The following is a 21,277-nucleotide window of genomic DNA, read 5'->3' as shown; positions in this document are numbered from 1 at the left end:
ACTATTGCATTTTAGCCCCACTGTTAAGAATGCGCAGATATAGTTGTGCCATACGGTCTTCCAGCTGATTCAAGCCTTCGTTTAATGCTGCCACATGTATCTCTATCTTATCAGTGAATTTTACTCCGTTAATATTAATAACCCTAGGGCCTCCACTGGTAACATCCTGTCCTATGCCTTCTTTGGTATTTTTGAAATCGACCGTTTTACCCGTAGTGGATAGTCCGCCTACTTTAGGTTGTTCGGCTGGCAGAGTTGCTGACTTTGGTTTAAATAATGCTTCCCGATTTTTAGGGAGCTTTGTTATACCCTCAGCCAGGTTATTGACGAGAAGAGTGTGTTTGCCTAAATTTTTAAGATCTTCTTCTTTTTTCTTGTTTTTTAATGTCTCAATTTCAGCAGATGCCTTTGTTTTTATTTCTGCACGTAATACCGTAGATGCCTTGTCAAACTCACCCTGTTTAATGAATTCCCAGGCCTTTTTAATATTTTCTCCCACCTGCTTAAGCCATTGAATCCAGCTTTCTACTTTTAATTTCGCCAACTGGATAGAATAGGCAACTGACTCATATAACTCTTTAAAAAATAAGATGATCAGCCCACCCACTGCCTTTATAATTTGCCAAAGCGCTTTCATCGCATCACTCCATCCCTGGTATTTGTCCATAAGTAGGCGAATAGCTATAATGGCTCCTATTATTGCAGCAATAACAAATACAATAGGATTCATTGCTGTAACCATGTTAAATGCTTGTTCTGCTATCGTTGCTGCCTGAGTTACGACAGCGTATGTTGCCCAAACCCCGACTAGACCAAGAACTATTTCTTTATGATCCATCAAAAAGTTGCCGAGTCTGGTTAGAATATCTATTATGGGCATTAGTGCTTCTCCCGCTTTAATTTGTAGCATTTCAAAGCGGTTTTGCAATGCCAATAGTTTCCCTTGTGGCGTTTCAGCTGCCTCTGAAAGTCCCAGAAAGTAATCCCCGCCTTTATTAGTGGATCTTTGCAAGGCCTGGCTTACCATATCTGAACCAATAGTTCCATCCTTCAGATGTTTCATTACATCTTCCGGTAGCATGTTTTTACTTTTGCTTATCTCTTTAATAGGATTAAATCCGGCATCTTTAAATTTCTTCATGCTCGATTCGGTAAGCCTTCCGCTTTCCTGCACTTCTGCGAATGCTTCTGAAAGTCCCTTTAATTGTTCTTTATTCCCACCGCTTATATCGCCAAATACTTTTAGTGCAGGCAGTATTTTATCTACTGATACTCCATAATCAAGCATGGCTTTTGCATTTGAGTAGACTTCGGAGCCCATCATTGGATTTTCTGACATCGTCTGTAAGCCCTGACTTAATATTCCTCCTTTGTCAGCGTCTTTTGTCATAGATAGTACTCCTTGCTTGGCGGAATCAAAATCCATTGCTTTTACAATAGATTCTTTTCCTATGTCATAAAACTTGGAAACCGTTTTAGATGTCAGGTCTTCAAGTGCTTTCGCGCCTTCTGACTTTTCCTTTTTTTCAGCCGCCGGGGGAGCTGGTATAGCTGCTATTGCCTGTGCTGCCCTTTGTGCAGATTGTTGAATCTGGTTTAGCTGGTTGCTGGTTCTTGAAAGGTTGTTTCCTCCAAACGCCCGTCTTATTCCTTCCTCAACATCGGGTAGGCGCTTTGTCAACTTCTCAACATTATCAATTACGGCTTCTATCTTTTTATTAACCTTAACTAAGTAATTTTGGATTTGGTCAAAGGACTTTTTAGCATTCTGAGCAAGTGTCGCCAGGCCGCTGCTTGCCAGGTCTCTCATTGTAACGTACAGTTGAATTACACTGCTGCTCATTTCAAAAAAGTTTCAAGTGAATTATTAAGACTGTTATCTGCTTCCATCTTTCTTATTGTTTTTATGTGTGCTACTTTCAGCACGAGGGCGTCGTCTGTTAAGCGCGATGCATCCTGCCCTGTGTAATACTCAACAAGAGTTTCTAAAAAGCCGAACAAGTCCTGTTCGGCCTTTACCGATGCATCGCTTATCTTTTTAGCAGTATCGCCTTTTTGCCTTCAATTAGTTTGTTGAGGCTGTTTGCTGCAGGTATGAAATACTCATCGTCATCCAGTATCTCTTTATCTCCATCAATCCAGCATTCGCGCATACATGCTTCCAGGAATAGGTATAAACCCTCATCACTTATTTTGGTGCTGGCAAATGATAAAATATGCCTGTCTATAGGCTTTAATACAGCTAGTTTATCTATTTTTTCTTCTTCATTCAATACAGGGAGAAAAAACAAGCCTTTGTAGGTATTACTCCACTTTTTTACAGTGTCTTCGCCATAACGTTCGTTAGCAATCTGGCTACATTGCTCTCGCAAGGAACTGTCTTTTTCTTTGCGTTCGCGTTCTTTAATATCTTTCAAAGAAGCTCCTTTATAGTTGTCTGTTCGTATCATTATTGCTTTATTGATTTTTTTAGAGATTTGGAATGGCTATTTGTAAATCATGTTCATGGAAATAAATGGAAGTGTTACTTCAGTCATTTTTGCATTCTTTTCCATGGCAAATGGCATTTCTGTAAATGCTACCTGTGGCACAGTGATTGTTTTGGCGGTATCGCTTTCTGTTTTTTTGTATACGCAGGTAATTAAAATAAGTGTATGTGGCACGTGCAAAATGCTCTCGTAGCCGGCAAACTGTGCGGCATCATTCAGCATATCTACCTCGTACTTTAACAGCTTAATATTGCCTGTGTATGACTCGTCGCCCATTTGAATGTCGATTGGCTTGCTGCCTGCACCACGTAGATATTCTTTTTCAATTGCTGCTTTAAATTCAAAGCCTGTAATGCCAACTAAGGTTCTTTTTAAAATTGTAATGCTGGTTTGAGACCAGGCACACTCACTGGTTGAAAATGCTCCCATTGTTAATGTTTAAATGTTTTCGCTTTTTGGTTTGTTTATGCAGTAGTTAAACCAAGGTCTATTTCAATGAAGCTGGTATAGCCTTTAGGTATAATGCGTAGTTTAATAAAAATTTTACTGGTGTTTACGATGTCCTGCGCAGGACTGATAACAACCTGTACCTTACTGATCTGCTCTCCCATATTTGAATTAATCTGCTGCTCAATTAATCCAGACAGGTAGGTAATATCTGCGTCAGAAACTTTCCCTTCTGTAGTTACATTTATCTCGCTTTCTATTTGCTCAACATAAGTAGCAGCGGCTACAACAGCAGCTTTATCCAAGATACGGCCATAAGCCAGTAAGCGATAATCGTCGTTGCTTGCCATACGGTCGATACCGAAATAAATACCTGCTTTTTGCGGATGCTTCATAAAGCTGATAAAGCCTTTACCGTGCAGGTTTTCCAGGTTTACCACCTCTTTAATAGGTTTAGAGCCAACATAAGCAGTAGTAATGCTTAATGGGCCATTGGCGACTTTGCCAATTTTAATATGTGCAGGATACTTCACTGCACGACCCAGTGCCAGGCCTACAGAGGCTGAACCGTTTGACTGGCTACCTCCTAATACTACACCGGCAAAACCATTGCTGGCGGTATCGGGTGTGAATACATCCGCGCTGTCTTCTTTGGCTACGCGGCCTTCTACTAACACACGCAGTGGGCTTAACTCGCTTAATCGTGCCTGTGCAAAGGTTTTGGCTTTGGTTACAGCAGCTTCTACATCCGCATCTAAGAATTTTTCACCAGCATTGTAGCCAGAGGGTGGTGTACGGAAAACGCCTAGCAGACGAATTTTGCCATCAGCAGCAGCAATTAATTTTTTAGCACCGGCTGCATTGGTGTCGTCCAGGATGCTGGCCATTGTTTGTGTAGCTGCTACGCCCATTACGTGTAATTCCTGGTTACCGCCTACTTCACCGTAAAATTCCTGTAAGTGTCTGTACATTACTGGTTCAGCTGCTTCGGTGAAGCCCTTGCTTTCGGCATCTGCCAGGTTATATACTTCTACCGGAGCACCTTGCAGTGCTACCGTATTTACGGTTCCAGCTAAACCCGCTATTCCATCTACTGCGGAAACATCACTGAGCAGATTACCATTGGAATAGGTAACCACTACTTTAGGATAAGACATGTGTTTTTTGTTTAATGATTGATTTTGTTTTTATAATACCCAACGACTGATTGAGTGTGTGGCATTGATTTGCCGGACGCGCCTGTATACACCATCGCCGTTTCTGCTGCCACCATCATTGGTATTTCCTTCTACCGAATGATAAGTGCCCATGGCTTTATTGGCCCAGCCATCGAAAAAGCCGGTATGTCCAATGCGGCCAAGGCTTTTGTAGTAAAGGCAGAATACATCGGCAGGCAGTGGTGTGGTAAGCCATTTGGATTGATAAAACACGAGCGACTCTTTTCTCTGGCAACTTGCTGCCATCCCGTTTATTGTTTTCGCATTGGTTTCACCTCCTTTTAGCAGGCTCCACTTTACAAATGCGGCGCACCAGGCATATCCTTTATCCAGCCCCACTGCCTGTAAATACCGTTCTACCTGTAGCCCATCGTTATGGCCTGTTTTTTCGCGAACACCTATCTGGCTGCTATAGATAGCGGTTATGGTGCTACGCTTGCTGCTGACAGTAGTTTGAGAAAAACCACTAAGGCTGCTGAGAATAAGAAGGCCACCCATACAGAAGCCAGTAATAATTTTTGCCATGGTTGTAAGGTTTTAAAATCTTCAAAAGAAAACAGCCGGTACTCCTTTGCGCCCTCCCACGATCCGGGTACTTTGTATCTTTTGCCCCACACATAGTGGTGTATCTTCTGCAGATTAAACCACAAACCCAGTCTGGCTACGGCAAACAAGCCTGCCATAATGCCTGCAGTGGCCAGCAGTGCCTGCATCCAGTTGATGGCATAATATTCCATAGCTACTCCATTAATAGATGCCGGGCCAAGATTCAACAGCCAGTAGCATACAAAGGCGATAGCCACACTCCACATCCAATCGTGCAGGAGTAACAGTCGTTTAATTTTCTTCATTCGTTTTGTTTTTATATAGTAGGCATTCTTTCTTTAGCCAGCGATAAAGCAGGTAAAGGCAGGCAAGCAGTAGCAGAAGTCCAATGAATGCAAATGGGTTAGTTTTACTCACTGAGATTTTGCTGCTTTCTTTACGGGTTACATGGGTGCTATCCATTAGCTTTCTGCTATTGCTGTCTGTTCCGGAAGAAGTGATCTTCCTGCTTTCCTCTTTGTATATATCAACAGTTACCTGTTCTGTCTTCTTCACTGCAGCCAGCGTGCCTTTGCCGGTTTTAGGGTTGAACTTTGCTTTTACATGTAAGGTGCCCGTTTCTATCTCGGTTTCTACATCGCTGGTGTCGGCAGGATTGAAAAGAAAGTTGGTTTTAATGCTGTCTGGCTGTGTGTATACGATGCCCTGACTTTTGGTGACCGAATGTGCCTCGCTTAATAAAGACGTTATTGATTTACTGATTTGTTCACTTTTGCTAAGGCCTGCACTATCGGTACGTATATTGTTTTTTGATACATTTCTGGAAGTGTGGCATGAGAATGCGGGCAGCACTGCCAGTGCTATCATTGCTTTTATTTTCATACTACTTTTTTTTCTATAGCTGCTCTTAATTTAATTACCTGTGTTTCCAAGGTGGTGTTTTCAGAACGTAGACGTTCTATTTCAGTGCTGAGCAGCACACAGCGTTCTGTTAGTTGTTTTATTTGCTTTTCCAGATCGGCAGAGAAAGAACGCCAAAGATTTACAGTTTTTTCTATGTTTTCCAGCCTTATTTTTTCAGTGTCAGCTTCCAGTTTTTGGGTTTCTGCTTTTAGTTTGTTTCGATATAAAACACGGGCCAGTAAGGAGGTGAGTATTGCGGTAAGAAGCGATACCCAGATGGTAATATTCATGGTGTCTTTTTGTTTTAGATTAGCTGCTGTTGTCTTTAATAACCGGCAACACTGTAAAATTGCATTATTCTGAAAGCCTTTCCAAACGTGCATTTCATGGTGGTTAAAGATGTGTTCCATGGTAATAAAGGGTGTGCTCCATGATGGTTTTTGTATTGTGGGCAAGGTGATAATAGATGGACATTTGTGAAGCAGCAACACTAAAAAACTGCATTATATTTTTATGGCAATTACTAATTTTTATGGATCATTATTAATGGCGTTACAAAGCCGTATTGAAGAGAAGCTTCCTGAGGTAAATTATATTCAACAGGAGATGGGGCAGCTGGATAATATCGCTACCAGCGGGGTGTTGTTTCCCTGTGTGTTAATTGACTTGCCTGGTGGGACATTTACGCAGGAGAGTGCATTAGCAGAGAATGGAGATATTACTATTCAGCTTAAACTGGTAGTAGATGTGAATGGTGTTGCAGATGCTAATGCTGCGCGCATGACGGAAGCAACGCTGGCTTGTTATGAACTGGAGAACAGGTTGTATACAGCCATAAAAGGCTGGCAACCAGAAGATGGAATTTGCCAGCCTTTGAACCGCGTTAGTGATGCGGGGGAAGTGAGAGGGGATGGGTTGAAAGTGCGGAAGCTTACTTTTAGTACTTCTTTTGAAGATAGTAGTGCTGCTATAGTGTACTTGAAACAATCTCCTGCACTGGAGCTGGTATAATTACCAGACCATATGCGGATACTTTTCTTTCAGGCTTTTAACTGATGGTTGTTCTTTTTTAATAAGCATCAATTCATCAGTTTTAGCCTGAATAATTTTTTGAATCATAACAGCGCTCAGGTGAAATTCTTTCACTAGTTCTGATACCGAATCGGGATACAGCTTGCGTTCTACTTTGCTTTTATAGTAGAAGCGATACAACAGGTTAGTGTTCCTTGTTTGAATGAGCGCAGGGTTACGTCCTTTTCGTTCTGATGTACCGGTTGCTGATGGTTCTGATTCTTCTGCTAAAAGAGAATGAAGTACTGAAATGCCGCGGTGACGTGTTTGCATAGTTTATTTTTTAAGCAATGGTTAATGATGGCGAAAAGAGATACCTGTTCATACAGATGACGGCATGAACAGGTATAGGTTAGCAACCTGGTAGCTGTTATGCTGGCTGCAATTGAAGTTTGTTACAGATGCCTTGCACCAGGTTACCCTGATAACTGCTTTTGTCTGTAAAGCCATTAAACTGCAAATCCAATGCAACAGCCCAGCAGGGTTTTAAGGAAAGCTGGTATTTGTTTTGTCTTCTGTAAGCTTTTAATGCGAAGTGCATATTCATTTCTTCTAACACTGCCAGTAACAATAAATCTTCTTTAGATAACAGGTTATTATTTCTTTGTTCCTGCATATATGCTGCTGTTTCATCTAATGCTTCACTTAATGCCAGCATTTCACTGACACTTAGAGTAAGTTTATACATATTGCCCATACTTATGCTCTTTTAACATGTATTGATAAACGGTGGCCACCTTGTCAACAATGCGCTCGTCTTTTACAGAGAGCTTGTTTTGAATATTCCTTTCAGCAGTGATTACACTAGAGTGCAGGCGCCCTATTTTAGTTCCTATTTCATTATAGCTGGCCTGGGTAAGGTAACGGGCAAAAAAGCAGTATATCTGCCTTGCGTCAGTGATCCACTGCGGTTTCTCTTTAGCCCGTAAATAACGCATTTCTACTTTCAATGCTGAGCTTACCAGGGCCATTACGTGGGAAGGAGCGTAGGCACCTTTGTTTTCTGTTAGCCACATGTCAAAGCCAGGTATGGCAGTTGGCATGTCGGGTGTACTTGTCCGGATGCTTGTCATAACGTACAGTTCTTTATTTCTTTTAATAGATCTGATACTATTGAATGCGATTGGTTAGCGGCAGCTCCTGAGAGGACATGCATGGAGGATATGCATGTCCAATTATTTAAGACAATTGTCTTTGATTTTTGGATTTATGAGAGTGGGAGCTTTATCTTTATCACTGGTTTCAATAGAATACGAATTTAGTACAAGAAAATGAGATTGTCCAAATAAATTGGCTTTATTTACACACAATGGAACACATGTTATATCTAAAGCAAAACCTAAAATGGTTAAGAGAGCAAAAAGGGCTTATACAGCAATCAATTGCAGATATATTAGGTATTAAGAAAAATACATATGCGAATTATGAAACTGGCTATTCCAGTCCTGATTTTTTAACTTTAAAAGGCATGTCAGACTTTTTTCAGGTATCTGCTGATGAATTATTGTACAAGCAATTAGGGGTTGTTGAATCCAAGAAAGCGGGAGTGAAACCTTTAAGGGCTTCCATAGAGGAAGAGAAAAGCTTTTACCGCATGCCGCAGGTAATTACGGTAGATAGTGCTGGTAATGAAAACGTTATGATGGTTCCTGTAAAAGCAAGGGCCGGATACCTGAATGGATACGAAGATCCTGAATATATCTCCACATTGCCTACCTACCGCTTACCAGGGCTTGCCAATGGCACTTACCGGATGTTTGAGGTAGAGGGCGTATCTATGTATCCTACGTTTGATGATAAAGACATATTGATAGCCCAGTTTGTGGATGACCTCAGTGCAATAAGAGATGATCGCATTTATGTAGTAGTTACGGTAAATGATGGCGTGGTGGTAAAAAGGGTGTTGAACCGTATTTTAAAAGACAACAGGCTCATTCTGAAATCGGACAACTACAAACACCGGGAAGAGTATCCACCTATTATCATTGATCCGCAGGATGTACTGGAAATGTGGTATGGCGTGGCTTTTATGAGTCGCCAGATGCGTGCACCGGCAGAGTTATATACCCGTGTTTCTGATACGGAGGCCAGGCTTACCTTACTGGAATCTGAATTAAAAAAGCTGGGTACGAAATTGTTGGGCTAACCTTATCTTAGCTTATGCAACAACCTGTACAGAATATTATTTTTGATTTAGGCGGTGTGTTTTTGAACATTGATTATGGAGCTACCCGCCAGGCTTTTATTGATTTAGGTATTGACAATTTTGATGATTTATATAGTCAAAGCCATTCGAATCATTTGTTTGAAAATCTGGAAACCGGAAAGGTTACGCCTGCCCGGTTTTATGATGAGTTTCGATTGCAGACGGGCAAGGCATTTACAGATGAGCAGATAAAAAATGCCTGGAATGCCATGTTACTGGATTTTCCTGCTGAGAGGCTGGAATGGCTGGAGAAAGTGAAAAATAAGTACCGGATTTACCTGTTTTCCAATACCAATCAGATACACCACGAGGCTTTTTGCGCCACTTTTAGTGCTGAACACAACGGCAAAAACTTTGATGATTATTTTATCAAAGCTTATTACTCGCATACGCTGGGCTTGCGTAAGCCTTATGCAGCTTCTTTTCTGGAGTTGTGTAAAGCGGAAAACCTGGATCCCGCTTACACACTTTTTATAGATGATACCAGCAAAAATATTCAAGGTGCACAGGAAGCGGGGTTACAAACGGTGTACCTGCAAGCTCCTGCTACTGTGTTAGATCTTGGTTTGCTGTAACCCTTATTTAACCTCTTCAAAGTCGAGATAGTCATCTTTGGAAGGCTTGCGCTGTTCTTCAACAGGGCGCTGTTGGCTGGTAGGCTGCGGCTGGGTAGTGGTTTGCTGCTGCTTAAATTGTTGTTGCTGCATTTCCTGCATCTGGCGCATCTGGTTTTTTACCTGCGAGGCGGCGCGGGAAACGGGTACAATTAAATCAAACACCAGTTTGTATAATAGATAGAGGACGAATGCTATAAAAATGTAACGTATCATAAGTGGTAAAGGTAACGCCCAACTTTTTTCGGGCTTAATAAATGCCTGTTTTTTTTGCATTTACTTAACCAAAAAAGGCCGGGAATAAGGCAGAAAAGAAGAAAAGTTTGGATTCCTGTGCTTATTTATTGTACCTTTGCCCACGGAAACAAAGAAACTACGGAAGGGAACGAAAACGTTCCCTTCTCTTTTTTATAACAGGTATGACAACGGAAGAGCAGATACAAAAGATAGAAGCACTGGTTCAGCAGATTCTGGAAAACGAACCGGAATTTTTCCTGGTGCAGGTAAAAATTAAGCCTACTAATAATATCAAAGTATTTATTGATGGTGATAATGGTGTTACCATTGAGAAATGTATACGCGTAAACAGGCAATTGTACAAATTGCTGGAAGAAGCCGCTTATTACCCGGAAGGTGATTTTTCTTTGGAAGTTTCCAGCCCTGGTGTGGATGAGCCTTTAAAGTTACAAAGACAGTATTCCCGCAATATTGACAGGTTTGTAGAAGTTGTTTTTACAGACGGTACCATTAAGGAGGGAAAGCTGTTACAGGTAGCTGATAGTGATATTATTATAGAAGAGACCACTGGCAAAGGCAAAAAAGCCGTTATACAGCAGCTGGTTATCCCTTTTACCAATATTAAAACAACAACTGTTCAAATTAAATTCTAAAAAGCTACGTGGTGTTGAAAGGCATTGCGTAACCGAAAATTGAAATTATATGGCAAGTATCAACCTGATTGAAGCATTCCAGGACTTTAAAGATGCTGAAAATATAGACCGCCCAACCATGATGAAAGTGGTGGAGGATGTATTTAAAACATTGCTTCGCAAAAAATTCGGAGATGATAATAACTTTGATGTTATTGTAAACGCCGAAAAAGGTGACCTTGAGATTATTCGCCGCAGGATGATTGTAGAAGATGGTGAGGTTATGGATCCGCTGGCTGAAATTGCCTATAGTGATGCTGTGAAATTAGAGCCTGACTTTGAAGTGGGCGAAGAATTATATGAAGAAGTGGATATGCTGGATTTTGGAAGGCGCGCTATTCTGGCCGCTAAACAAACACTGGCCAGCCGTATCAGCGATTTAAAGAAAAACGTTCTTGTTAAAAAATATAGCGATCGTATTGGTGACATTATCAGCGCAGAAGTTTACCAGGTTTGGAAAAAAGAAGTGCTGTTACTGGATGAAGAAGGAAGTGAGCTGATTCTGCCTAAAAGCGAGCAAATTCCGCAGGATTACTTCAAAAAAGGAGAGAACATCCGCGCAGTAGTTCGCAGGGTGGACATGAAAAATAATACGCCTGTAATCATTCTTAGTCGTACCAGTCCGGAATTTCTGGCTAAATTGCTGGAAATTGAGGTTCCGGAGATCTTTGATGGCTTAATTACCATTCGCAAAATTGTTCGTGAACCAGGTGAAAGAGCTAAAGTGGCTGTAGAAAGTTTTGACGACCGTATTGATCCTGTAGGCGCCTGTGTGGGTATGAAAGGTAGCCGTATTCATGGTATTGTGCGTGAATTGAAGAATGAGAACATTGATGTGATTAACTTTACCTCCAATACGCAGTTATTAATTCAACGTTCTTTAACTCCGGCTAAGATCAGCTACATGGAGTTGGACAATGATAAAAGACATGCGGAAGTGTATTTGAAAGCCGATCAAGTTTCCTTAGCCATTGGCCGTAGAGGGGTGAACATTAAATTGGCCTGTGAATTGACAGGTTATGAACTGGATGTTTATCGCGATAATGAAGGCGAGGTAGAAGAGTTTGATATTGACATGGATGAATTTACTGATGAAATTGAACCATGGATTATTGAAGCGCTGAAAAAAGTAGGTTGCGATACTGCCCGCAGTGTATTAAATTTAACTGTAGAAGAGCTGGAACGCAGAACTGATTTGGAAAAAGAAACTATTATAGATGTGAGAAGGATATTGAAGGAAGAGTTTGAGAAAGAATAAGTAATGTCAAAAAAATTCTCCAATACTGCAAGGTTGCAAAGGTTGGAGAAGTGAAATTAATATGTCAGAATTGAAATTACCAAGGTTGTTGGCTGCCGCCAAGGAATTCAACATAGGCCAGGATACGCTGGTTGAATTCCTTGTTGGCAAAGGATTTATGAGGGATGATCTGAAAGCTACTGCTAAGCTGTCAGAGCCCATGTATCATGCTTTGCAGCGCGAGTTTCAGAGTGATAAGGTAGCAAAGAACAAAGCTGACCAGATTGAAATTCCGAAGGGAATGCAGGCAGAGAAGAAGAAGAAGGAAGAAGAGGAAGCAGCTGCTGCGGCAGCGGCGGCAGCAAAAAAAGCTGTTGCACCGAAAGAAGAGCCTAAGGTAGAAAAGCCACCAGTAGTGGAGGCTGAGCCGGTAAAAGAACCGGAAAAACCAAAAGAAGAACCCAAGCCGGTAGAAGTACAACCGGTAGTGGTGGCGAAAGAAGAACCTAAGGTGGTGGCAGAAGCTCCCCCGGTTCAACCAATAGCAGAAGAAAAACCACAACCGCAAGCGCCTGCAACCGAGCAGGAAGTAACCAAAGTACCTGTAACAGGTATTGGCGGGCCTAAAATCATCAATAAAATAGATTTGTCAGCCATTGACTCTTCTACGAGGCCTAAAAAAGTGGTTCCTTCCAATAATACGAACCAGAATAAGCCTAAAACAGAAGCGCCGGTACAGCAGCAGCCTAAAGCAGCTGATCAGCCACCGGTAGCAGAGAAAAAGGAAATTCCACAACAACAGCCTAAGCAGGAAATAGCAGAACCTGTGAAGGAAGAACCGAAACCGCAGCCACAACCTGTTGTGGCAAAAGAGCCGGAGCCGGTGAAAGAAAAAGAACAAAAAACTCCTGTAGCAGAGCAGCAGCCGGCCCAAGTAGCCCCTGAAGAAAGGCAGCAGGAACCAGCAGCAACTGATAACGGAGCCCCTGTGATAGAAAATATTAAGGCCGATAAGATTGAAGGGCCTAAAATTCTGGGTAAAATTAATTTACCGGTAGATAGCGATACAAGGCCAAAATCTGGTCCTCGTGATGAAAAAAGGAAACGCAAACGTATTCCTTTAGACAAAAACACTCCAGGCGGCCAACAAGGCGGTCAAGGTGGTAACCAGGGCCAGGGTGGCGGTCAGGGCGGTCAACGTCCTCCATACCAGGGACAAGGTGGTGGTCAGGGCGGTCAGCGTCCTCCATACCAGGGTCAAGGTGGTGGTCAGGGCGGTCAGCGTCCTCCATACCAGGGTCAAGGTGGTGGTCAGGGTGGTCAACGTCCTCCATACCAGGGTCAAGGTGGTGGTCAGGGTGGTCAACGTCCTCCATATCAGGGACAGGGCGGCAATCGTCCTCCGCATCAAGGTGGTCAGGGTAATAACCGTGGCGGCCAGGGTGGACCAAACAGAGGTGGTAATAACCGTGGACCTCATAATAGTAACACTGGTACTGGTGGCGGATTCCGCAGAGAAGACAAAGAAATCGATCAAAAAGAGATACAGGAAAAGATCAGGCAAACGCAAGCGAAACTGGCTGGAGCTGGTGGCCGTGGTAAAAGCCTTAAAGCTAAATACCGTCGTGCTAAACGCGAAGAAGCTGCCGAGTCTATGGGAGATGGCGTACAAGACAACAAACTGCAGGTAACTGAGTTTGTTACTGTAAGCGAACTGGCTAGCCTGATGGATGTGAACTTTACTGAGGTAATCAGTAAGTGTATGGGCCTTGGCATCATGGTGTCGATTAACCAACGTTTGGATGCGGAAGTAATTGAACTGGTTGCCAGCGAATTTGGTTTTGAAGTAGAATTCATTGGAATTGACGATGTGGAAGAGGAAGATGAAGAAGATGTAGTAATTGATGGCGAAAATGCGGTGACCCGTGCACCAATTGTAACCATCATGGGTCACGTTGACCACGGTAAAACATCTTTGCTTGACTATATCCGTAGCGCAAATGTGGTTGCCGGTGAGGCAGGTGGTATTACCCAGCACATTGGTGCTTACCAGGTAACTACTGCAACTGGCAAGAAGATCACCTTTCTGGATACTCCAGGTCACGAAGCGTTTACTGCGATGCGTGCCCGGGGTGCCAAAGCGGCCGATGTGGCGGTTATTGTGGTGGCTGCGGATGATGCAGTGATGCCTCAGACCAAAGAAGCCATCTCGCACGCACAGGCGGCACAACTGCCAATGGTGTTTGCAATCAACAAAATTGATAAAGACGGCGCCAATCCTAAGAAGATATACGAGCAGTTATCGCAAATGAATATCCTGGTAGAAGAGTGGGGCGGTAAGTTCCAAAGCCAGGAGTTGTCTGCGAAAAAAGGTTTGAACGTAGATCTGTTATTGGAAAAACTATTATTAGAAGCAGAATTACTGGATTTGAAGGCTAATCCTGAAAAAGAAGCCAGCGGTACTGTAATTGAAGCTTCTCTGGATAAAGGACGTGGTTATGTAGCTACCATCCTGGTGCAGAACGGTACATTACGCCAGGGCGATCTGGTAGTATCTGGTCAGCATTTTGGACGTGTAAAAGCCATGTTCAACGAACGTAACCAGCGTGTGCAGGAAGTTCCGCCAAGTTCACCGGTAGTAATACTGGGCTTAAACGGAGCTCCACAGGCAGGTGAGAAGTTTAAAGTATACGCTGATGAAGCAGAAGCTAAAGAAGTGGCTACTAAACGTGCTCAGATTTTACGTGAACAAGGTTTACGTGCCCGTAAACATATCACCCTGGATGAAATTGGTCGTCGTTTGGCACTCGGAAACTTCAAAGAACTGAACATCATTATCAAAGGTGACGTGGATGGTTCTGTAGAAGCGTTAAGCGATTCATTGCAGAAATTAAGTACGCAGGAAATTGCGGTGCGCGTGGTGCATAAAGCGGTTGGTCAGATCTCGGAAAGTGATGTGTTGTTAGCAACAGCTTCTGATGCGGTGATTGTAGGCTTTAACGTTCGTCCTTCTATGCAGGCTAACAGGCTGGCAGAAACAGAAGGTGTACAGATTAAAACATATTCTATCATCTATAACGCCATTGAAGAAATCAAGAGCGCGATGGAAGGTATGTTGGAGCCGAAAATTCAGGAGAAAATTGTGGCCAACGTAGAAGTACGTGAGGTATACAAATTTGACAAAGCAACAGTAGCGGGTTGTTATGTATTGGATGGCAAAATTGCCAGGAACAATAAAATACGTATCATCCGTGACGGTATTGTGGAATTCCCGAGAGGTGAAGGTGGACATGCCGAGCTGGGCAGCCTGAAACGTTTCAAAGATGACGTGAAAGAAGTGGCTACTGGTTACGAATGTGGTTTAACCATTAAAAACTTTGCTGATTTGAAAGTGGGCGATATCGTCGAAGCTTTCGAAGAAGAAGAAGTAAAACGTACCTTGTAGTACCTGATTTAGAACTGATACAAAATCCCGGTGTGTAATACATCGGGATTTTTTTGTTAAAACCCTTTCACATCGCACTTCTGATAGGGGGAATAGCTATTTTTGAAGGCATTAACAGGTGATACCAAACCTGGCGTTTAAGTTTATGAAAAAAGTATTCCTTTGTTCTCTGCTGGTGCTGGGCGTTTTTCAGCTGGCGCAGGCTCAGCCTAAAAAATTTCTGATAGATAATATCGCTGCTCAGGTGGGTGATAAAATCATATTGAGATCTGATATTTTTAATGCTATTGCCGATTATAAAAGGCAGGGCGGTCCGGTAGTGCCTACCCAGTGTGAAATTCTGGAATCGGAACTGGTGCGTAAAGCGTTGGTGTTGCAGGCACAGCGTGATTCATTGGTGGTTACTGATGAAGAAATTGAAGCTTTACTGGATAACCAGGTGCGTGGTTTTATCAACATGTACGGTTCGCAGCAAATTCTGGAAGAAATTGCCGGTAAAACTGTTTACCAGATTAAGGATGATTTCCGTCCTATTTTCCGCGAACGTAAGCTGGCCGATCAGATGCGTGGTAAAATACTGGATGGTATCAGGGTTACTCCGGTGGAAGTAAAAGCCTACTACGATAAGATACCTAAAGACAGTCTTGCTTTTTATGAAAGTGAGCTGGAAATTAATCAGGTAATTGTTTTTCCAAAGCCTAACAGGGATGTAGAAGAATATGTGACCAACCAGCTGAACGATTGGAAGAAGCAGGTAGAGGGTGGTACCAAAAGCTTTGAGTCGCTGGCTAAATTATATTCTCAGGATCCAGGCGTAAAAGAGAATGCTGGTTTATACAACCTGAACCGTAACGATAAGGGTATGTGGGATCCTACTTTCCTTTCTACGGCTTTCCGTTTAAAAGAAGGTCAGATTTCTAACGTTTTCCGTTCTAAGTTTGGTTTGCACATTCTGCAACTGGTAAGCCGTTCGGGTGATGATGCTGTGGTAAGACATATTCTGCGTATACCTAATGTAACGGAAGACGAAATCAAAGAAGCAAAAGCCAAACTGGATAGTATTCGTGTTAAAGTAATGGGTAATCAGCTTTCTTTTGGTGAAGCGGTGAATAAATACAGTGATGATGAAAACAGTAAGTTCAACGGTGGCGCTATTATGAACAAACAGGATGGTAGCAACTATCTTACTATTGATGTGCTGGATAAAGACATGGTAGCTTTATTGAAAGGCATGAAGGTAGGAGATGTTTCTGCTGCACAATCTTTCACAGATGAAAGAGGTCGTGCTGCTGTTCGTATCATATTCCTGAAATCACGTACCGAACCACACCGTGAAAATCTGAAAGATGACTATGACCGTGTAGCTAAAAGAGTGATAGAAGAAAAGAAAGAGTTGGTGATGCGTAAGTGGTTTACAGATCATATTCCCAGCTATTACATCCGTATAGACAAAGATTTTGCAGATTGTAGCAACCTGGATCAATGGCGTCATACCATTTCCATTGAAGGTTCAGCTGCTAATTAGTGTTGATAATTAAATGGTTAAGCATAGAACAGGAAGGCAATCCACTCACGGATTGCCTTCTTTTTTGTTAAAAGAAGAAAATTATTTGCATTAATAGATGTATGTACATACATTTGTATTGTGAAAATCGAAAAGGCGATACAAACACAAGGGTTTAAAAACCAAAGAATGAAAGCAGCAATCAACATTATGTATACTGCTTATCATGTAAAGTGTTCTGTAAGCGATGCATTAAAAGCATATGGCCTTACGCCGGAGCAGTATAATGTGTTACGGATACTGAAAGGCAAATATCCCGATCAGATGTGTGTGAGAGATATTGCCGGACGCATGATTGAACGCAGTTCTAACGTACCGAGGATTATTGACCGGTTAGAATTAAAAAAACTGGTAATCAGAAGCACATCGGCAGAAGATAAAAGAGAAACAGTTATTACGCTTACACAAACAGGCATTGATATGCTGGAATCGGTAAACGAAATAATGGAAGAAACCAACAACAATGTGTGCCATTTGAATGATGATGAGTTGCTGTTGTTGAATGATTTATTAGACAGGTACCGGGAAGCTTGATTTTTTTGATCTAATACGTGTATATACACGTAATGAGAGCGAGGGGAGATGGAAGAGGGATGATTTTAATGGAACACAATTGAACAAGAGGGGCGCTTTAGGCGTATACGAAACGGATAAACTGGCAATGTAAACGAATAAAAACAGACTGATAGTTACTGGCAAATGCCTAAAGCAAACCCCAAAAAAGAGCGCATAAAACAATTAAAATAATAACCAATTAAAAAATTCAACAATGGCAACTTACAAAATTGACGCAGCACACTCAGACATTACTTTTAAAGTAAAACACCTGATGATTAGCACCGTAACTGGTAGCTTTGGAAAATTTGATGCTACTTTGGTGGCTGATAATGATGATTTTACTGATGCTAAAATTTCATTTGAAGCTGACGTGGACAGCATTAACACCAATAACGAACAGCGTGACGGGCATTTGAAAAGTGAAGATTTTTTCGCTGCTGGCCAATATCCAAAAATCACTTTCGTTTCTACCAATGTAGTTAAAAAAGGCGACGGTGATTACGCTGTAACCGGTGATTTTACTGTACGTGGTGTAACGAAGTCTATTACCCTGGATGTAGAACATGCTGGCACAGTAGTTGACCCTTATGGTCAAACCAAAGCAGGTTTTGAAGCTACTGGTAAAATTAACAGGAAAGACTTTGGTTTAAACTGGAGCGCTGTTACAGAAGCAGGTGGTATTGTAGTAAGTGATGAAGTGAAACTGCACCTGAACGTTCAATTGATTAAACAAGCTTAGTTCTGATTTAACATAAACACACAAAACAATCACCAAAAAACAAGATTTTATGCTTAAACAAGCACTTTCTCTGGCTGTTATTGGAGCTGTATTTCTGGCTTCCTGTAATGATGCTCCTAAAACCGATGCAGCAGCTACCGGCGAAAAGCAAGAAGCCGCAGCTACTACTGGTAACTCTTTCAACATCGATCCTACTGCTACCACTCTGGAATGGCATACTGCGCACAAAGGTGGAGTAGATCCTCATACTGGTTCTTTGGCTATCACCAGCGGAACACTGGCAGTAGACAATGGTGCCCTTACTGGCGGTTCTTTTGTAGTAAGTACTGCTTCTATCCAGGATAAAGACCTTACCGATACCGCTAAGCGCGCTATGCTGGAAGGTCACCTGAAAAGCCCTGACTTTTTCGATGTAGCTAAATATCCAACTGCTAAATTCGAAATCACCAAAGTAGAAGCTTATGACAGCACTAAAGGTGCCAGCTTATTACCAGGCGCTACTCATTTCATCAGTGGTAACCTTACTCTGAAAGACAGTACTAAAAATGTTACTTTCCCTGCGAAAGTTACCATCACTGCTGAAACTGTAGAAGCTCAGGCAAATTTTAACATTGACCGTACTTTATGGGGTATGAACTATAAAGGACCTAACAATCCTCAGGATTGGATGATTCAAAAAGAAGTAAACCTGAAGTTAGACCTGAAGGCAAAAAAATAAGGGGTTATTATATTGATAATCACAAAGTAATAGAAGAAACGCACCCCTCATTGGTGCGTTTCTTCCATTTTCGACAACAGGTAAGCATAAATCTGTATTAAGTTGCAGTATGAATATTGAAATAATTGCAGGCAGTCCCAGACAGGGAAGTGTTACTTACCGGGTAGCCCTGTTTTTACAACACCTGTTACAACATACTACCAACTATAACGTACAGATTATAGATGTAAGGGAATGGGAATTTCCATTGATGCAGCAGGAAGTATTTTCTGCATCCGATCAGGGACCAGCAGCATTACAACCATTGATTAAAAGAGTGTTTGCTGCCAATGCATTCATTATTATTACACCTGAATACAATGGCAGTTATACACCTGCAGTAAAAGTGCTTTTTGATCATTTTCCCAAGCAGCATCACAAGGCATTTGGTATTGTGACGGCTTCCACCGGAACGTTGGGAGGTATCAGGGCCAGTCAGCAGTTACAGCTATTAATCAATGCTTTATTTGGAATTGGTTCTCCTTATATGTTGGTGACACCTTTTGTCGATAAAAAATTTGATGAAACAGGCACTTTAACCGATGCCGCTTTTCAAAAAAGTGTAGATGTGTTTGTGAAAGAGTTTCTTTGGCTGGCAGAAAGCTTAACACCTTTGTTGCAAATCAAAGAATAATTCGTGTTACTTAAACAATAACAATCGTACCTTTGCGGCTTCTTTTCAAGATCTACCATGAGCGACGAAATAAAACATGAATGTGGCCTTGCTTACATTCGCCTCAGAAAACCGTTCTCCTATTATTTAGAGAAGTATGGAACAGTAATGTACGGACTAAACAAACTGTACCTGCTCATGGAAAAACAGCACAACCGCGGTCAGGATGGCGCCGGTATCGCTGCTGTTAAACTCAACGTGGAAAACGGTTCTCCCTTTTTGCATCGTATGCGTAGCAACGCTCAGCAACCTATTGCTGACCTGTTTTTTAAAGTAGGACAAGAAGTAGCAGAGCTGGAAAAATATCAGCCTGATATTAAGAAGCATCCTGCTTTAATGAAAGGTCATTTGCCTTTTATGGGTGAGTTGCTATTAGGTCATTTACGTTATGGCACACAGGGTAAAAACAACGTAGAATTTTGTCATCCTTTTATCAAGCGCAATGTTACCCCGGCTCAAAACCTGGCGCTGGCGGGCAACTTTAACCTGGTAAATACAGAGGAATTATTTGATCTTATTAATATAGACCCGGGAGAGTTTCAGAAACAGAGCGATCTGGCGGCTATGATGGAAGTGGTGCATCATTTTCTGGCTAAAGAAGATGAGAAATCACCCAACAACCCCGATGTGTCTGCTGTGCTTAAAAAAGCCACTCCATTATTTGATGGTGGTTATACCGTGGGTGGTTTACTGGGTAATGGACATAGTTTTGTACTGCGCGATGCGCATGGCATTCGTCCGGCTTATTATTATGCCAACGATGAGGTGGTGGTGGCTGCCAGCGAAAGAGCGGCTATCAGAACAGCCTTTAACGTAGGAGAAAATGAAGTGCTGGAATTAATGCCTGGTAATGCTGTTATTGTTGATAACGATGGCAATTATCGTATAGAGCAAGTGCAGGAGGCTAAAGAAAGAAGGGCTTGTAGTTTTGAACGTATTTACTTTAGCCGTGGTAGCGATGAAAAAATTTACCGGGAGCGTATTGCTTTAGGTTATCACCTGAGCCACCGTGTACTGGAAAACATCGACCACGATTTAAAACATACTATCTTCTCTTATATTCCCAATACAGCAGAGGTTGCATTTTATGGCCTGGTAAAAGGTATGGAAGATTACCTGAACCAGATTAAAATACAACGTATTATGAGCTGGGGTGAAGACTTCTCGGAAGAGAAATTACAGGAGATGATTACCCGTAAAATTCGCCAGGAGAAAATTGCCATTAAAGACGTGAAGCTGCGCACCTTTATTACAGAAGATGCCAGCCGTAACGAGATGGTACAGCACGTATATGATATTACTTATGGTACTGTTCAAAAAGGTTTGGACACGCTGGTAGTAATTGATGATTCTATTGTACGTGGTACTACTTTAAAGGAAAGTATCATTCGCATGTTATCCCGCTTGCAGCCTAAGAAGATCATTGTAGTCTCTTCTGCGCCACAGATCCGTTATCCGGATTGTTACGGTATTGACATGAGTAAGATTGGTGATTTTATCGCGTTCCGTGCTGCTATTGAATTGTTGAAGGAAAGAGGTCAGGAAAGTGTGTTAAATGACATTTACGAAGAATGTAAAGAGTTACAGCGTACCAATCAGCTGCATACAGAGAATCTGGTGAAGAAGGTGTATAACTCTTTTACTCCGGATGAAATATCTGCAAAAATTGCACAGTTGATTACGCCAAGTGATCTTTCATTACCTGTAGAAGTTATCTACCAAACTATTGAAGATTTGCATGATAGCTGTCCTACCAACACTGGTGACTGGTATTTTACCGGTAATTATCCAACACCAGGAGGTAACAGGGTAGTGAATAAAGCATTTATCAACTACATGGATGGGAAGAACGTAAGGGGATACTAAAAAATCTCTTAGTATA

General features: G+C 42.0%; 24 protein-coding genes and 1 pseudogene. 13 read left to right on the top strand and 12 right to left on the bottom strand.

Annotated features, from left to right (window positions below; translation table 11 throughout):
* Position 1: 1 nt before the first annotated feature.
* The 8 genes from FLA_RS26255 to FLA_RS26220 form a co-directional block, all read right to left on the bottom strand.
* Positions 2 to 1,810, bottom strand: coding sequence for a hypothetical protein (locus FLA_RS26255; protein ID WP_144263962.1), 1,809 nt, complete (start codon positions 1,808 to 1,810; stop codon positions 2 to 4).
* Positions 1,811 to 2,030: 220 nt separating this feature from the next.
* Entirely contained in the window at positions 2,031 to 2,450 is a 420-nt protein-coding gene (locus tag FLA_RS26250) for a hypothetical protein (protein ID WP_076375925.1), read from the bottom strand.
* A 36-nt stretch (positions 2,451 to 2,486) separates the two neighbouring features.
* Positions 2,487 to 2,918 carry a hypothetical protein gene (locus FLA_RS26245; RefSeq protein ID WP_076375923.1) on the bottom strand — a complete coding sequence of 144 codons (432 nt, stop codon included), beginning with the start codon at positions 2,916 to 2,918 and terminating at the stop codon, positions 2,487 to 2,489.
* Between the two features lie 35 nt (positions 2,919 to 2,953).
* Positions 2,954 to 4,093 carry a DUF2586 family protein gene (locus FLA_RS26240; protein ID WP_076375921.1) on the bottom strand — a complete coding sequence of 380 codons (1,140 nt, stop codon included), beginning with the start codon at positions 4,091 to 4,093 and terminating at the stop codon, positions 2,954 to 2,956.
* A 30-nt stretch (positions 4,094 to 4,123) separates the two neighbouring features.
* On the bottom strand, positions 4,124 to 4,678 hold the full coding sequence (locus FLA_RS26235) for a hypothetical protein (protein WP_144263961.1): 555 nt from the start codon (positions 4,676 to 4,678) through the stop codon (positions 4,124 to 4,126).
* The gene (locus FLA_RS26230; protein WP_084206029.1) at positions 4,576 to 5,004 is read right to left on the bottom strand and encodes a hypothetical protein; all 429 of its coding nucleotides are present in this window, start codon (positions 5,002 to 5,004) and stop codon (positions 4,576 to 4,578) included. Before FLA_RS26230 ends, FLA_RS26235 begins: the two co-directional genes overlap by 103 nt.
* On the bottom strand, positions 4,991 to 5,581 hold the full coding sequence (locus FLA_RS26225; protein ID WP_076375919.1) for a hypothetical protein: 591 nt from the start codon (positions 5,579 to 5,581) through the stop codon (positions 4,991 to 4,993). Before FLA_RS26225 ends, FLA_RS26230 begins: the two co-directional genes overlap by 14 nt.
* Positions 5,578 to 5,892 carry a hypothetical protein gene (locus FLA_RS26220; protein WP_076375917.1) on the bottom strand — a complete coding sequence of 105 codons (315 nt, stop codon included), beginning with the start codon at positions 5,890 to 5,892 and terminating at the stop codon, positions 5,578 to 5,580. The genes FLA_RS26225 and FLA_RS26220 overlap by 4 nt, the downstream gene beginning before the upstream one ends.
* A 223-nt stretch (positions 5,893 to 6,115) precedes the next feature.
* Here FLA_RS26220 and FLA_RS26215 point away from each other — a divergent pair, with 223 nt between their 5' ends.
* Positions 6,116 to 6,613 carry a hypothetical protein gene (locus tag FLA_RS26215; protein WP_076375915.1) on the top strand — a complete coding sequence of 166 codons (498 nt, stop codon included), beginning with the start codon at positions 6,116 to 6,118 and terminating at the stop codon, positions 6,611 to 6,613.
* On the opposite strand, the gene FLA_RS26210 is transcribed toward FLA_RS26215, so the two are convergent.
* From FLA_RS26210 to FLA_RS26200, 3 genes are all read right to left on the bottom strand, one after another.
* Positions 6,614 to 6,946 carry a hypothetical protein gene (locus FLA_RS26210; RefSeq protein ID WP_076375913.1) on the bottom strand — a complete coding sequence of 111 codons (333 nt, stop codon included), beginning with the start codon at positions 6,944 to 6,946 and terminating at the stop codon, positions 6,614 to 6,616.
* 97 nt (positions 6,947 to 7,043) lie between these two features.
* Positions 7,044 to 7,361, bottom strand: coding sequence for a hypothetical protein (locus FLA_RS26205; protein WP_144263960.1), 318 nt, complete (start codon positions 7,359 to 7,361; stop codon positions 7,044 to 7,046).
* A complete protein-coding gene (locus tag FLA_RS26200; protein WP_084206028.1) occupies positions 7,354 to 7,746 on the bottom strand; it encodes a helix-turn-helix domain-containing protein in 393 nt (130 codons plus the stop codon). Before FLA_RS26200 ends, FLA_RS26205 begins: the two co-directional genes overlap by 8 nt.
* Before the next feature lie 236 nt (positions 7,747 to 7,982).
* On the opposite strand from FLA_RS26200, the pseudogene FLA_RS32100 reads away from it, so the two are divergent.
* The 3 genes and pseudogenes from FLA_RS32100 to FLA_RS26190 form a co-directional block, all read left to right on the top strand.
* Positions 7,983 to 8,120 (top strand): annotated as a pseudogene (locus tag FLA_RS32100) (helix-turn-helix domain-containing protein); the annotation flags it as partial.
* A 21-nt stretch (positions 8,121 to 8,141) separates the two neighbouring features.
* A complete protein-coding gene (locus FLA_RS26195; RefSeq protein ID WP_231940334.1) occupies positions 8,142 to 8,819 on the top strand; it encodes a S24 family peptidase in 678 nt (225 codons plus the stop codon).
* Between the two features lie 14 nt (positions 8,820 to 8,833).
* Positions 8,834 to 9,454, top strand: coding sequence for an HAD family hydrolase (locus FLA_RS26190; protein WP_076375905.1), 621 nt, complete (start codon positions 8,834 to 8,836; stop codon positions 9,452 to 9,454).
* Between the two features lie 3 nt (positions 9,455 to 9,457).
* Here FLA_RS26190 and FLA_RS26185 read toward each other — a convergent pair whose 3' ends face one another.
* Positions 9,458 to 9,709, bottom strand: a complete 252-nt coding sequence (locus FLA_RS26185) for a DUF4834 family protein (protein WP_159445059.1) — start codon at positions 9,707 to 9,709, stop codon at positions 9,458 to 9,460.
* A 203-nt stretch (positions 9,710 to 9,912) separates the two neighbouring features.
* Here FLA_RS26185 and rimP point away from each other — a divergent pair, with 203 nt between their 5' ends.
* The 9 genes from rimP (at position 9,913) to FLA_RS26140 (ending at position 21,261) form a co-directional block, all read left to right on the top strand.
* The gene (gene rimP / locus FLA_RS26180) at positions 9,913 to 10,383 is read left to right on the top strand and encodes a ribosome assembly cofactor RimP (RefSeq protein WP_076375901.1); all 471 of its coding nucleotides are present in this window, start codon (positions 9,913 to 9,915) and stop codon (positions 10,381 to 10,383) included.
* A 49-nt stretch (positions 10,384 to 10,432) separates the two neighbouring features.
* Positions 10,433 to 11,680, top strand: coding sequence for a transcription termination factor NusA (nusA, locus tag FLA_RS26175; RefSeq protein ID WP_076375899.1), 1,248 nt, complete (start codon positions 10,433 to 10,435; stop codon positions 11,678 to 11,680).
* 61 nt (positions 11,681 to 11,741) lie between these two features.
* Entirely contained in the window at positions 11,742 to 15,104 is a 3,363-nt protein-coding gene (gene infB / locus FLA_RS26170; protein ID WP_076375897.1) for a translation initiation factor IF-2, read from the top strand.
* A 145-nt stretch (positions 15,105 to 15,249) separates the two neighbouring features.
* Complete coding sequence (locus FLA_RS26165; protein ID WP_076375895.1) at positions 15,250 to 16,629, top strand: peptidylprolyl isomerase; 1,380 nt, start codon at positions 15,250 to 15,252, stop codon at positions 16,627 to 16,629.
* Between the two features lie 168 nt (positions 16,630 to 16,797).
* A complete protein-coding gene (locus FLA_RS26160; RefSeq protein ID WP_084206027.1) occupies positions 16,798 to 17,202 on the top strand; it encodes a MarR family winged helix-turn-helix transcriptional regulator in 405 nt (134 codons plus the stop codon).
* Between the two features lie 235 nt (positions 17,203 to 17,437).
* Positions 17,438 to 17,965 (top strand): YceI family protein, encoded by a 528-nt coding sequence (locus tag FLA_RS26155; RefSeq protein WP_076375891.1) that lies wholly within the window; start codon positions 17,438 to 17,440, stop codon positions 17,963 to 17,965.
* 49 nt (positions 17,966 to 18,014) lie between these two features.
* Positions 18,015 to 18,683 carry a YceI family protein gene (locus FLA_RS26150; protein WP_076375889.1) on the top strand — a complete coding sequence of 223 codons (669 nt, stop codon included), beginning with the start codon at positions 18,015 to 18,017 and terminating at the stop codon, positions 18,681 to 18,683.
* Positions 18,684 to 18,792: 109 nt separating this feature from the next.
* A complete protein-coding gene (locus tag FLA_RS26145) occupies positions 18,793 to 19,356 on the top strand; it encodes an NADPH-dependent FMN reductase (RefSeq protein ID WP_076375887.1) in 564 nt (187 codons plus the stop codon).
* A 177-nt stretch (positions 19,357 to 19,533) separates the two neighbouring features.
* Positions 19,534 to 21,261, top strand: a complete 1,728-nt coding sequence (locus FLA_RS26140) for an amidophosphoribosyltransferase (RefSeq protein WP_231940333.1) — start codon at positions 19,534 to 19,536, stop codon at positions 21,259 to 21,261.
* Positions 21,262 to 21,277 lie beyond the last annotated feature (16 nt).

Source organism: Filimonas lacunae, assembly GCF_002355595.1.
GTDB classification, from domain to species: domain Bacteria; phylum Bacteroidota; class Bacteroidia; order Chitinophagales; family Chitinophagaceae; genus Filimonas; species Filimonas lacunae.
The sequence above is the reverse complement of the archived record's forward strand: the minus strand, read 5'-3'. Positions and strand labels throughout refer to the sequence as shown.